The organism is Colwellia sp. MB3u-8 (assembly GCF_014076985.1).
GTDB lineage: Bacteria > Pseudomonadota > Gammaproteobacteria > Enterobacterales > Alteromonadaceae > Cognaticolwellia.
The window spans coordinates 115,007-129,148 of sequence record NZ_JACGVA010000030.1; the positions used below are offsets into that span (position 1 = coordinate 115,007).

General features: G+C 40.3%; 12 protein-coding genes. All 12 read right to left on the reverse strand.

Features of this window, described 5'->3' with window-relative positions; all coding sequences use genetic code 11:
* Nucleotides 1–197: 197 nt before the first annotated feature.
* Nucleotides 198–500 carry an EamA family transporter gene (locus H4J54_RS00700; RefSeq protein ID WP_259366962.1) on the reverse strand — a complete coding sequence of 101 codons (303 nt, stop codon included), beginning with the start codon at nt 498–500 and terminating at the stop codon, nt 198–200.
* A 104-nt stretch (nt 501–604) separates the two neighbouring features.
* Nucleotides 605–1,174 (reverse strand): PhnA domain-containing protein, encoded by a 570-nt coding sequence (locus H4J54_RS00705; RefSeq protein WP_182188916.1) that lies wholly within the window; start codon nt 1,172–1,174, stop codon nt 605–607.
* Between the two features lie 252 nt (nt 1,175–1,426).
* A complete protein-coding gene (gene sstT / locus H4J54_RS00710) occupies nt 1,427–2,662 on the reverse strand; it encodes a serine/threonine transporter SstT (protein ID WP_182188917.1) in 1,236 nt (411 codons plus the stop codon).
* Nucleotides 2,663–2,773: 111 nt separating this feature from the next.
* Nucleotides 2,774–4,150 carry a tRNA lysidine(34) synthetase TilS gene (gene tilS, locus H4J54_RS00715; protein ID WP_182188918.1) on the reverse strand — a complete coding sequence of 459 codons (1,377 nt, stop codon included), beginning with the start codon at nt 4,148–4,150 and terminating at the stop codon, nt 2,774–2,776.
* Nucleotides 4,151–4,244: 94 nt separating this feature from the next.
* Nucleotides 4,245–5,201 carry an acetyl-CoA carboxylase carboxyl transferase subunit alpha gene (gene accA / locus H4J54_RS00720; RefSeq protein ID WP_182188919.1) on the reverse strand — a complete coding sequence of 319 codons (957 nt, stop codon included), beginning with the start codon at nt 5,199–5,201 and terminating at the stop codon, nt 4,245–4,247.
* A 52-nt stretch (nt 5,202–5,253) separates the two neighbouring features.
* Entirely contained in the window at nt 5,254–8,808 is a 3,555-nt protein-coding gene (gene dnaE, locus H4J54_RS00725) for a DNA polymerase III subunit alpha (RefSeq protein ID WP_182188920.1), read from the reverse strand.
* A gap of 8 nt (nt 8,809–8,816) precedes the next feature.
* Complete coding sequence (rnhB, locus tag H4J54_RS00730; RefSeq protein ID WP_182188921.1) at nt 8,817–9,467, reverse strand: ribonuclease HII; 651 nt, start codon at nt 9,465–9,467, stop codon at nt 8,817–8,819.
* Nucleotides 9,468–9,485: 18 nt separating this feature from the next.
* Nucleotides 9,486–10,634, reverse strand: a complete 1,149-nt coding sequence (lpxB, locus tag H4J54_RS00735) for a lipid-A-disaccharide synthase (RefSeq protein WP_182189181.1) — start codon at nt 10,632–10,634, stop codon at nt 9,486–9,488.
* 64 nt (nt 10,635–10,698) lie between these two features.
* On the reverse strand, nt 10,699–11,487 hold the full coding sequence (lpxA, locus tag H4J54_RS00740; RefSeq protein ID WP_182188922.1) for an acyl-ACP--UDP-N-acetylglucosamine O-acyltransferase: 789 nt from the start codon (nt 11,485–11,487) through the stop codon (nt 10,699–10,701).
* A gap of 1 nt (nt 11,488) precedes the next feature.
* Nucleotides 11,489–11,941 carry a 3-hydroxyacyl-ACP dehydratase FabZ gene (fabZ, locus tag H4J54_RS00745; protein WP_182188923.1) on the reverse strand — a complete coding sequence of 151 codons (453 nt, stop codon included), beginning with the start codon at nt 11,939–11,941 and terminating at the stop codon, nt 11,489–11,491.
* Between the two features lie 87 nt (nt 11,942–12,028).
* The gene (gene lpxD, locus H4J54_RS00750) at nt 12,029–13,051 is read right to left on the reverse strand and encodes a UDP-3-O-(3-hydroxymyristoyl)glucosamine N-acyltransferase (RefSeq protein ID WP_182188924.1); all 1,023 of its coding nucleotides are present in this window, start codon (nt 13,049–13,051) and stop codon (nt 12,029–12,031) included.
* Between the two features lie 524 nt (nt 13,052–13,575).
* A complete protein-coding gene (locus tag H4J54_RS00755; protein ID WP_182188925.1) occupies nt 13,576–14,094 on the reverse strand; it encodes an OmpH family outer membrane protein in 519 nt (172 codons plus the stop codon).
* Nucleotides 14,095–14,142 lie beyond the last annotated feature (48 nt).

Sequence of the window (14,142 nt, forward strand, 5' to 3'; positions counted from 1 at the left end):
TGATGAGTTAAGCTTATAATAGCTTAAGTATCGCCACTCTTTCACATTCATGTGATCTCGGCATTGCCGGGATGGATGTCGGTACTTAGCTTTTGTCGAGAACATAAAAGCTGAGCATTCATCCTGAATATAAAAAACGCCAAGTGCATAAGCAGTTGGCGTTTTTATTTTAGTGGTAATTATGCTTAAGCTGACCATTAAACGGGTTTTATTTTTCGCCACTTATTTTCCGCCGCTTTTTTTTCGCCATTTAGTTTTCCCGCCCCACGACACCATGCTAAACCACACCTAACCAATAATGCCCCAAAAACTAAAAATAAACTTACGGGCTCATTATTTAACCTTGCCCCTAAATACAAAGCAAAAACAGGTTTCATCATAGTAATCAACGCAACAGTACTCGCCCTTAATCTTTGTAAGATGAAAAACAGGCTAAAAACACAACCAGTGAGCCAAATATACCTAGATATCAAATCGCCCAAATAGAGCGTGCTTGCCATTGCTAATAAGGCAAACTACCATCAATAAAAAAAGCACTAAGCAGAGATTAGGCTGATAGTGCTTTCGTCGTTATTTATTGTCTAATAGTAGCGCTGCTTTAACGTTAGGCTTTCTTTAAATAGCTAGCCACTAGCACAATACGTGTTCCGTTAACTTTACCTTCGATATGCTCTGGATTATCCGTTAAGCTAATGCCACGCACCATAGTGCCTTGTTTAGCGGTAAAGTTTGCGCCTTTAACTTTTAGATCTTTAATCAAGGTGACATTATCACCGTCTTTCAATTCAGCGCCATTGCTATCGCGGGTTGGCCCTTCGCGCTCAGCGGCAGCTATACCCTGCTCTGCCCATGTTTTTACCGCATCTTCTAGATAAATCATATCTAGCGCATCTTGCGCCCAGCTTTCTGCTGACAATTTATGTAGCAGACGATAAGCCATGACTTGCACTGCGGGTTCTTGATTCCACATCGCGTCAGTTAAACAACGTAAATGATTAATATCGAGTTCAGCATGGCCTTCGACTTGTGCTAAACAAACGCTACACAAATAAATGCTTTGCTGTGCACTTAAATCGCTGGTCGGCGGCACAGGAAATACCGTTAAGTTGTTAGTTGAAGTACAAAGTTCACAACTTGAGTTACTACGTTGCTTTAATGCCTGTTCGGTTACCATAATAATATATCCACAAAAATTTTGGCGTTATTATGCTCTTAATTAAGCGATTTAAGAAGTGCTGATTATTGCCACGGTAGAAATTAAGCCGCACAATTTATTTAATGACAGTGTTTTACTGTATTTTTCATAAGCAGCTTATGCAGTAAAATTGTAAAAAAGCCATCGAGCCGAAGGTATTGCAGGACGATGGCTTTATTCAGTTTATTCCGTATGACAGTAACAAAGCACACTAAAATAGAGCTAAATGTATTATAAATTTTTAGTAATATGATGCGAGGCCGCTGCAGTAAAAACAACATCTGTAGAGCTATTCAGTGCTGTTTCTGCTGAGTCTTGGATAACACCAATAATAAAACCTATCGCCACCACTTGCATAGCAATGTCATTATCAATACCAAACAAACCACAAGCCAGTGGAATAAGCAATAATGAACCACCAGCAACGCCTGAAGCACCACAAGCTGATACCGCCGCAATAACACTCAATAAAATAGCGGTAGCAAAATCAACTTCAATATTTAAAGTGTTTGCTGCCGCAAGGGTTAATACGGTAATCGTGATGGCAGCCCCAGCCATGTTAATAGTGGCACCTAAAGGGATAGAGACCGAATAAGTATCCTCATGTAAATCAAGTTTTTCACATAACTCCATATTTACAGGAATATTTGCTGCCGAGCTACGCGTGAAAAATGCGGTAATACCTGACTCTTTTAAACACCTTAGCACTAACGGATAAGGATTTTTACGCATAACAAAGTAAACAATGACGGGATTAACGATCAGTGCCATGATCAGCATTGAGCCTAAAAGTACCAGCACTAAGTGGCTAAATTCACCTAAGGTATCAAAGCCTGTTGTCGCTACTGTATTGGCAACTAAACCCATGATGCCTAAGGGTGCGAAACGAATAACTAATTTAACAATACTTGAAATAGCTTCAGCAAAATCATGCACCATCACTTTGGTTGATTCACTGCCTTTTTTCAACGCGAAGCCTAAACCTAAGCCCCAAGCTAAAATACCAATAAAATTACCGGTAACAACGGCATTGAAAGGGTTATCAACAATTTTAAAAGCTAATGTTGATAATACTTCACCTAAACCCTGTGGAGGATTAGCGCTGGCGCCAACTAAATCTAAGGTTAATTGCACAGGAAAAATAAAACTTAATACGACCGCCACTAATGCCGCACTTATAGTGCCAATTAAATAAAGTCCGACAATAGGCTTTAAGTTGGCATCGCTATTTGGTTTTTGATTCGCAATAGATGACGCGACTAAAACTAAGACCAAAATTGGCGCAACCGCTTTCAATGCACTGACAAATAAACTGCCCAGTATGGAAAATGACTGAGCAATATCAGGTGAAACAAGTGCTAAAGCAATGCCCAAAACAATAGCAATAATGATTTGGTTGACAATATTAATCGCTTTTAGTTTGCTAAAAAGTGACTGACTTTCTAAAGGAGTATTTTCTGTTGTCATAGTTGCTCTTATTTAAGTTATTGTTATTTGAGTTGTTAAGATAACGTTTTGATGAAATATTTTTACCACTTATGCACCAATACTGTCTAGTTTATTCGTTACACAGTAACTTTAAAAAGACAGTTCACCCTGCCATGAAACAGCAAACGCTGAAGTTTTGTTATCAGCGACATAGGCCTGACAAACAAACTGCCCTGCTACAGCGACTAGTTCATGATCATAATATATAAAAGGTAATCTTTTCCTCTGCCATGGTGGGATAGTAAGCTCTTGTAATACTTTTTTTACCGGGCGTGAATGCTGTCGGTATTGCGGTAAGCAGATAGGATTTTCGTGAGAAAAACGTATTGTGACTATTTGATTATTTTTTGGTTTTTTGATCAAGGCTTGCCAGTGACTTATATCTTGCTCTTGTGCGAGTAAACTCGAAAAGCTCAACACGCCTAATTTATCTGGCAGACAAACCTGAAAGGATTTTTCATCGGTTAAAACCGCTACATCTAGACTCTGTTGCCATTGTGAAAGATCCTGATAAATAGGTGTTAAATATAGCGCTGCTTTATATCGCCTTATGCAACAGGCGGCTAACTGAATAACCGGCGACTTATCAGCTTGTGCATTTAATTGTTGGCATATTTGCATTAATTGCTGATGACTTGGCATTAAAAAATCATGGCTAGATAAAAAATAGCGTAACAGGTTTTTAAGCCGTGGCTCACTCAGTACATTTAATTTAGCAACAGATAATTGAAAAGACGAATATTGGCAATCAGCTAAGTCTTGCTGCGCTAATTCATCGAGCAGTTGCTGCGCTTCCAAGCAATGCTCAGCACTGCGTGCTATCGTCTTATTGATACTTGGCCAACGCGCATTCAATGTTGGTAAAATTTGATGACGCAAAAAATTTCGCTCAAAGCGCTCATCGGCATTAGACTCATCTTCAATCCAACTCAGTTGCCGCTGATTGGCATAGGCAACAATATCTGTACGAGACATCGATAACAGCGGCCGGGCAAGCGTGTGCTGCGCTAACGGTAAGCTTACCTGCATAGCCGATAAACCTTTTAATCCCGAGCCACGTTTTAAGGCCAATAAAAATGTTTCTGCTTGATCATTAAGATGATGACCAGTAACAATAAAAGCAGGTTCAGTGCTTGCTTGCACTAAAACTTTATAGCGTGCATCACGCGCAATCGCTTCTAAGCTTTGCTGTGCTCGCTTTTTTAAATTTAATTTATGACTGATAAAAGTTAAGGATAATCTATCGCATTCTTGCTGTGCAAACGCTTGCCACGCATCGGCATCAGGACTTAAACCGTGGTTAACATGACAAACAACAATCGCATTGGGCAGTTGTTGCTGTTGTTTTAACTTTGCCAAAGCAACCAGTAGTACTTGGGAGTCGACACCACCGCTATAGGCAATAATAATAGGTTTTTCTGGTGTAGGTTTAAAGAAACTCACCAGTGCTAATTCAATTATATTCACAGTTCTAAAACAACATCGCGTATAAAATATGATGACTAAGGAAGTGTTACCAAGCATATAAAAAGCGACCCTTTGTCGGTCGCTTTTTATGGTTTTAACAGTAGCCGAATGACATTAATTTATCATAACGACTTTCAATTAATTCATCGCTGGAAAGTTTATCAAGTTCAGCAAGATCAGACTTTAACGCTTGCTTAAGAAATGCCGCCATTTGATCCATATCACGATGAGCACCACCTAAGGGTTCTTCAACAATACTATCGATAAGCCCTAACTCTTTAATACGTTTAGCCGTAATACCCATAGCTTCTGCTGCTGTGGGTGCTTTCTCAGCCGTTTTCCACAAAATAGAGGCACAGCCTTCTGGAGAAATCACTGAGTAAGTTGAATATTGCAGCATATTCACTTTATCACCAACACCAATAGCGAGTGCACCACCTGAGCCACCTTCACCGATAACAGTACAAATAATCGGTACATTTAAACGTGACATCGCTTTTAAATTCGTCGCAATTGCTTCACTTTGGCCACGTTCTTCAGCGCCAATACCAGGATATGCACCCGGGGTGTCAATAAAAGTGATAATTGGCATTTTAAAGCGCTCTGCCATTTTCATTAAACGCAAGGCTTTACGGTAACCTTCTGGACGTGGCATACCAAAATTACGTTTAACTTTTTCATTAGTTGAACGACCTTTTTGATGACCAATAATCATCACAGGTCGACCGTCTAAACGCGCAGTGCCACCAACAATAGCTCTATCATCAGCATAGGCTCTATCGCCAGCCAATTCGTCGAATTCAGTAAAAATACGTGGCAGATAATCTAAGGTATATGGGCGCTGAGGATGACGTGCAACTCGCGCCGTTTGCCAAGGATCTAAACCAGAAAAAATCTTTTGAGTGAGTTCGTTATTTTTCTCTCGCAACTGAGAAATTTGATCTTCTAAATCAAGATCTAAACCTTGGCCATTATTGACCAATTGCAATTCTTCAATTTTTGCTTCAAGTTCCGCAATTGGGAGCTCAAAATCTAAAAAATTTAGTGACATATGATTATTATTACCTATGTTGTCTTTGAGTATCGTTGTTAATAAACGCTACCTATTTAAATTTTAACTCGACTTGCTCTTCACCCAATAGGGTTTTCAAATCGTATAATAGCGTGTCGCTTGGCGACACGCGCCACTGTACCCCCAACTCTAGCATACCTTGCGCTTCATCTCTTTGATAAAAAACACGAACTGGGCAAATACCATCTTTATAAGGCGTTAACACCTCCGTAAACTGATCGATAAATCGTCCTGAGAGCTGATTTTTATCGATTTGCAAATCTAATGACGAGACATAGTTTTCCCGTGCATCAGCAATGGTCATAATATCTCGAGCGGTCATTGTAATACCCCCAGAGTAATCATCAAAGCTGACCTGTCCACTACAGACCAAAATTGCATCAGATATGAGTAATTCAGCGAACCTATCGTAGTCATCTGGAAATAATCGGATATCCATACGCGCACTTTTATCGTCTAACGTGACTAAGGCCCAGCGCCGACCACGTTTATTGACTAATACCCGCACCGCTAAAACCAAGCCTACGGCTATGCTAGTTTTATCTTTATTAGTTGGCTGTAAGCTGACTAAACGCCCGGTTGCGTAACGTTTAATTTCATTTAAATAACGATTTATCGGGTGACCGGTTAAATATAAACCTAATGTTTCTTTTTCGCCATCTAGCCAGCGTTGTTCAGGCCACTTTGCAACCGTTTTAAATGCTTGTCGATTGTCTTCTGGCTCTTCATTAATCAAACCAAATAAATCGTTTTGCCCAATAGCTTGTGCTTTGGCATGTTGCTCGGCCGCTTTTAACGCTTCGGGTAAAGACTCAAACAAGGCAGCGCGATGTGGTCCGTCTTTGGCATTAGGACCAAGCGCATCCATGGCACCAGACTTAATTAATTTTTCTAATATGCGTTTATTAATTTTTTTCAAATCAACTCGAGCACAAAAATCAAACAAATCAATAAACTCACCATCACTTTCACGTGCGGCGATTATAGCTGCTATCGGACCCTCACCAACACCTTTGACCGCGCCAATACCATAGATAATTTGGTCGGCGTCATTGACGGTGAACTTATAGTGGCCACGGTTAACATCTGGTGGTAATAAATCAAGTCCCATGTTGCCACATTCATCAACTAAGGTAACAATTTTATCTGTGTTATCCATATCGGCTGACATTACTGCCGCCATAAAAGGTGCTGGAAAATGGGTTTTCATCCACAGCGTTTGATAAGATACTAAAGCATAGGCGGCAGAATGTGATTTGTTAAAACCATAGCCGGCAAACTTCTCAACTAAATCAAAAATCTTTATCGCCAGCTCACCATCAACGCCACGGCCAACAGCACCGGCTTCAAAACCCTCACGCTGCTTGGCCATTTCTTCTGGCTTTTTCTTACCCATTGCACGACGTAACATATCTGCGCCACCCAGCGAGTAACCCGCTAGCACCTGCGCAATTTGCATGACCTGTTCTTGGTAAAGAATAATGCCGTAAGTGGGCTCAAGGATAGGTTTTAAGTCAAGATGTTGCCAAGTTGCATCAGGATAACTTATCGCTTCACGGCCATGTTTACGTTCAATAAAGTTATCAACCATGCCTGATTGCAAAGGCCCGGGTCTAAACAGTGCTACCAGGGCAATGATATCTTCAAAGCAATCCGGCTTAAGTTTGGCGATAAGTGACTTCATACCGCTAGATTCAAGTTGGAAAACAGCCGTTGTTTCCGACCTTAATAACACTTTAAAACTGGCTTTATCTTCGAGATTGATGGTCGCTAAATTGATCCGCTCTTTACCCTGCTTCAACAGTTTTGTATCAGCCATTTCTATGGCCCACTGCAAAATGGTTAAGGTACGTAAACCAAGAAAATCAAATTTAACTAAACCGGCGTCCTCAACATCATTTTTGTCAAATTGGGTGACCGGATTTTTACCGTCTTCATCACAATAAAGTGGTGCAAAGTCAGTAATAGTGGTGGGCGAAATAACTACACCACCAGCATGTTTACCGGCATTTCGTGTTGTGCCCTCTAAGATGCGACACATATCAATAAGATCTTTTACGTCACTGTCTTGAGCATACATCTCCGGCAGCTTTGGTTCTTCTTCAAACGCTTTTGCTAAGGTCATGCCGGGTGTTGGTGGGATCAATTTTGAAATACGGTCAACAAAACCATAAGGATGACCAAGTACTCGGCCAACATCACGAATAACCGCTTTTGCTGCCATAGTACCAAAGGTAATGATTTGCGATACCGCATCACGGCCATATAACTCTGCAACGTGGTCAATAACCTCATCGCGTCTGTCCATGCAAAAATCAATATCAAAATCAGGCATAGAGACACGTTCGGGGTTGAGAAAACGCTCAAAAAGTAAATCATATTCAAGTGGATCAAGATCGGTGATTTTTTGGGCATAAGCCACCAACGAACCTGCCCCTGAACCACGCCCAGGTCCGACCGGAATATTATTATCTTTGCTCCACTGAATGAACTCCATCACGATCAGGAAATAGCCCGGAAAACCCATGTTATTAACCACTTTTAGCTCAATAGCTAAACGTTCATCATAAGGTTTACGTTTTTCGGCATAATCAGGGGCGTTTTTATCAAATAAAAATTCTAATCTTTCTTCTAAACCTTCTTCTGATACTTTAACCAAAAAGTCTTCAATCGATAAGCCCTCAGTAGGAAAGTCAGGTAAGAAATATTCTCCTAAACGCACGGTAACATTACAGCGTTTGGCTATTTCAACTGAGTTGGCTAGTGCTTCAGGGATATCAGCAAAAAGCGCTAACATTTCCTCTTCAGTGCGAAGGTATTGCTCTTTAGAATATTTTTTTGGCCGACGTTTATCGTCTAAAGTATAACCGTCATGTATAGCGACGCGAATTTCGTGAGCATCAAAGTTATCCGGACTCAAAAACATCACTTCATTGGTGGCAACAACAGGAAGCTCATAACGAGAGGCAAGATCTACAGCAAGATGAAGGTAATTCTCTTCATCGTTACGACCGGTTCTAATCAGCTCAATATAATAACAATTAGGAAAATATTCTTGATAAAAACCGAGCATTTCATCAACAAGTTCATTATTACCTTTTAGTAATGCTTTACCAACATCGCCTTCTCGGCCACCGGAAAGTATAATCAAGCCTTCTGCGCGCTCAATTAGCCAATCGCGGTCTAGTACCGCCTTACCTTGAATATGGCCACGTAAATAGGCTTGAGAGATTAATTCTGTTAAGTTTTTATAGCCTACATTGTTACTGGCTAAAATTACTAAACGTGATAATTCATCTTCAAGCGCAGCGCTTTTAACCCAAAAGTCACAGCCTATAATAGGTTTCATGCCGGCGTCGTGCGCGGCATGGTAGTACTTTACTAAACCACATAAATTAGTTTGATCGGTTAATGCCATCGCTGGCATATTTAACTCAGCTGCTCTGGCAATGATGGGCTTAACTTTTTTTAAACCATCAGACAGAGAATAGTCGCTATGCACTCTTAGATGAATAAACTTGGGATCATTAGCGCTGACTAATTGACCCGATAGTGCGGCAGATATTGGGAACTCAGATTCAGACATCTAGTGCTCTAATTATTGGTAATATGGGCTGCTGTATTAGCAAGTACATTGGCGACAGGCTTAAAACTTCTGCGATAACAATCTAATACCCCATGTTCAATGATTTTTTCTAAATGTGCTTTTGTTGGATAACCCTTGTGTTGTGCAAAACCATAGTAAGGGTATAGCTTGTCTAAGGCGACCATCTCGCCATCTCTGGCTACTTTCGCTAAAATAGAGGCGGCACTAATTTCTGCTACACGCGCATCGCCTTTAACTACACTTTGCCCGGTAATATGACCACTTTCATGAGCAAAGGTTGGACAACGGTTACCGTCGACTAAGACGTAATCAGGTGTCACGTTTAAGCCTTGCACAGCACGTTGCATCGCCAACATGGTGGCGTGGAGAATATTAAGGCTGTCAATTTCTTCTGGCGACGCACGGCCTATTGACCAAGCAATAGCACGATGCTTAATTTCTCCTGACAAATGCTGTCTTTTTTTTTCTGAGAGCTTTTTTGAGTCCATTAATCCTTCAATAGGATTGTCGGGGTCTAGTATCACCGCAGCCGTCACGACATCGCCGACCAATGGCCCGCGACCCACTTCATCAACACCGGCAATGCAGTAGGCTAAGGGATATTCAAAAGGTGGAAAAACTTTTTTAACTGCAGGCATAATTACTCTAGTTCACTATTATAATAAGTCGATAACCGCTTTAGCCGCTTGCTTGCTAGCATTTTGCTTAAGCGTTAAGTGGATATCAGTATAAGCTTGATTCAACGCAGACTGATCTTCAAACAAACGCTCTGTAACTAAAGGGAGAATATTTTCTACATTAACGTCTGCTTGCAAAAGCTCAGGCACTAAGCTTTTATTAGCAAGTAGATTCGGTAATGAAAACCATTTCAGTTTTACAAAACCTTTAAACATATGATAAGTCAACGGGTTAAACTTGTAACAAATCACCATTGGGCGTTTTACTAAGGCTGCTTCTAACGTGACCGTACCGGATGCGGTTAATAAGCAGTCACTGGCAGCCATGACTTGTTGAGTTTTACCAACGATAACCTGTACTGAAAGCTCTGGCGCTATTTTATGGTGTAATTGATGAAATTGTTGCGCCCTTTGCTCACTGATCATAGGCACAACAAAGATAACTTCAGCGCTATTTGCCTGCTCAGTACTCAAGAGTTTTTTTGCTGTCAACAAAAACGGCTCAACCAGTCGGGCAAGCTCTCCTGTACGACTACCTGGCATCAGTGCCAGTATTTTTGCTGACTCAGATAAACCGAGCGCTTGTCGCGCCATGCGTTTGTCACTCACTAGCGGAATATCATCAGCAAGCGAATGGCCAACAAAGGTACAAGGTATTTGATGTTTGTCGTAAAAAGCTTTTTCAAAAGGTAATAAAGACAGCACCATATTGGTTGCTTTAGCAATTTTGAAAACGCGCTTTTCACGCCAAGCCCAAACTGAAGGGCTGACATAATGTACGGTTTTTATTGCTTGTGTTTTTAGCCGTGCTTCCAAGCTAATATTAAAGTCAGGCGCGTCAATACCGATAAAAACGTTAGGTTTATTGGCAATAAAATAATCGCTTAAGGTTTTTCGAATATGCAGTAGACGCCGCAAGCGCCCAAGCACTTCAAAAACCCCCATTACCGATAATTCTTCCATATCAAATAGACTTTCAAAGCCCAACGCCAACATCTTAGGGCCACCAATACCGATAAATTTAGCCTTAGGGTAACTCAGTTGCAGTTGTTGCATTAAGCTCGCACCTAAGGTATCGCCAGAATGCTCACCAACCACCATAGCAAAAGTTACTGCAGCATCATTCATCGTTTCACTACTAGGTAAATGATTGTCAGATAAGGGCTTTGAATTCATTTTCATCACAGGAAAATCAACGGATGATGCCGCGACTAGAATTTTTAATAAAGTCAGCAAAGAAGGTTAATTCAGCTATATTCTCATCCCCTTCAGCAATTTTTTTCATGGCTTCATCAACCGTTAAGCCTTGGCGATAAACCGCTTTATAAGCACGTTTAATATGCAAAATAACCTCTTTATCAAAACCACGGCGTTTTAAGCCTTCACTATTTAAACCAAAGGGTTTTGCCGGTTGGCCTGAGGCCATGACATAAGGAGGAATATCTTTAAGAATTAAAGAATTGGCGCCAACAAAACAATGCGCGCCAATATGGCAAAACTGATGCACACCTGTCATACCGCCAATAATGGCATGGTCGCCAACATGAACATGGCCTGCAATTGACGCACCGTTTGCCAAAATACAGTGGCTGCCAACCATACAGTCATGCGCAACATGAGTGTAAGCCATAAATAAATTGTTGCTACCAATTTGCGTAAGATTATTGTCTTGAATAGTACCGCGATGCACGGTGCAGTATTCACGAAAAACATTGTTGTCCCCGATCACCAATTCTGTTGGCTCACCGGCATATTTCAAATCTTGGCAATCTTCACCAATCGAGGCAAATTGGAAAATACGATTGCCATTACCAATAGTCGTTGGGCCATTAATAACCACGTGTGAACTTATCTGACAATTATCACCAATAACAACATTCGCTGCGATATGAGTCCATGGTCCAATGGTAACATTTTTGCCAATAACAGCCCCGACTTCAATAATGGCCTGCGGATGGATCAATGACGTTGAATTTATCATATTATATTGCTCTTCTTGCGCACATTAAATCCGCAGAACATACCACTTTGCCATCAACTTTAGCTTCGCCGTAAAACTTCCACATGCCACGGCGCTCTTTAATAAGTTCTAAATGCAAATGTATGGTATCTCCAGGATGAACGGGCTTTTTAAATTTTGCTTTATCAATTGAGGCAAATAAAAACAATTCACCATCGACTTTATCTGCAACTGATTTAAAGCCTAGAATACCGCTAGCCTGCGCCAGCGCCTCAAGAATAAGTACGCCTGGAAAGATAGAATAGCTTGGAAAATGCCCCATAAATGCAGGCTCATTGACTGTGACGTTTTTTATCGCATGGATTGACTTTCCAGGCGTATAATCAAGTACACGATCAACTAATAAAAACGGGTAACGATGTGGAATGATCTGTTTAATTCCTTCAACATCGATAATATTATTTTGCGATTCCAAAATTTATTCCTTTATGTATTTAAGTATGACGTTTAAGTGCAAATTTTTTACTCATCGCCATTAACTTAATGAATTCATTAGCGAGAATTATTTCAATTGGGATAATTCTTTTTCTACTGTACTTAAGCGTTTAGTTAACGATTCAAGTTTTTTAATTCTAGCGTTATTCTTATGCCATTCTTTATTGGGTTGACATGGCATGCCGGATGAATAAACCCCTGGCTCAGGTACAGCTTTTGTTACCATGGTCATACCGGTAAATACACAGCCATCAGCAATATTAATATGACCATTTATACCAACAAGGCCGGCAATAACACAATTTTTGCCAACCTGAGTACTACCAGCAATAACACTACAAGCGGCCATGGCGGTATTCTCACCGATTACCACATTATGAGCAATCTGTATTTGATTATCTAAAATAACGCCATTATTAATAATAGTGTCACCTAAAGCGCCACGATCTATTGTCGTGCTCGCCCCTATTTCGACATTATCGCCAATAATAACTGTGCCTAATTGCGGTATCTTAACCCAACTGCCTTTATTATTTGCATAACCAAAACCGTCGGAGCCAATAACAGTATTAGCATGCACTGAGCAATTTTTACCGATAACCACGCCATGATAAATACTAACGTTAGACCAAATGCTGGAGTTAGTGCCTATTTGAGCGCCAATACCAATAAAACTCCCTGCGCCTATACTGACGCCGTCTGCAATATTCACACCGGCTTCTATCACCGCATTAGCACCAATAGTCACGCCTTCACCAATAATAGCGCCATCATCAATAACAGCGCTGGCGTGAATGCTGTGGGCAGGTTTTGGTGTGGTATCAAGTAACTGCGCAACTAAAGCATAGCCCATGTAAGGATTATCCATGACTAATGCGTTGGTTTGACATTTTTCCGCTTCAGCTTGGGTTACAATAACGGCACTGGCATGAGTTGTTGCTAATTGATCGCTGTATTTACTGTTCGCTAAAAAAGCGATTTGTCCGAATGATGCCCCAGCTAAAGTGGCAATACTGAATATTTCACATTGTCCATTGCCTTGAACAACAGCCCCAATTTTTTCTGCAATGTCTGCAAGAATGTAACTCATAAGCATCAACTTTTTTATATGTGGTCTAAGGTAAAAGTGTAAAGTAGCCGTTATACTAGGCAGGTTAATTAATTGTTCAACTTCAAATCGTCTAAGTAATACACTTTTTCGTTGTACACAATCACATCAGCTAACTATTTCAACCATGTGCTGCGACCTTGTTCTATTGGCTTACATCGACGTAAAAGTATTGCCTTATGCCGTGGAAGCCATGTGCTTACATAGGTGTAAGTCATCAGCGTATATAGCAGCAATTATCAAGATAGCTAGAAATTGTCATGTCGATAGCAATTATCCGTGTTGAACATGTCTCATTGAATCTAGTCAATTATTTAATCCATATTGAACATGTCTCATTGAATCTAGTCAATGATTTAATCCATTTCGACTGAAAGAAAAGTGCTAGCCATCTTAGGGCTAAACGCAATATTCCGAATCAACTTGATTCGGAATATTAAATAAGCGAGAAAGCAAAGAATAAAAAACTGTATTAGCTTTTATTCAAACTGCCTGACAATAAATTATTACTTCAGTACACTCACTTGCTTAACCACTTCTGCTGTGATGGCAGAGTCTGGTTTTGAGTAAACTACGGCACTTTGCTCAAGTACTAAATCATAATCACCTTTTGCAGCAATATTGTCTATTGCTTGGCGAACTAATGCGATGATTTTATTAGTTTCTTCGTTTTTACGTGCACCAGTTTTTTCCTGAAATGCTTTGCCTTTCGCTTGATAATCTTGATAAAGCGTACCAATTTTAGCTTCTAGATCTGCAATATCTTTAGCACTCATCACAGAACTATCGCGCTTACGCTTTTCTTGAAGGTATTTAATCTCTGACTCAAGTTGTGATAACGCAGCTTGTTCGTCTTTAAACTCTTCGCCTAGACTTTTCATTATTGCTGCAGTTTGTGGAATTTTACCCATAACTTCTTGAAAGTTAACTACACCAATTTTTTGCTCTGCTGCCATAGCTGAACTTGCTAATAAAAACCCTGATGCTGCAGTAGCCATAGCGATAGTTTTAATCAAATTTTTCAATTTTTACTCCTAAAATATTGTTCAATATTTGTATTTAATTTTGTTATG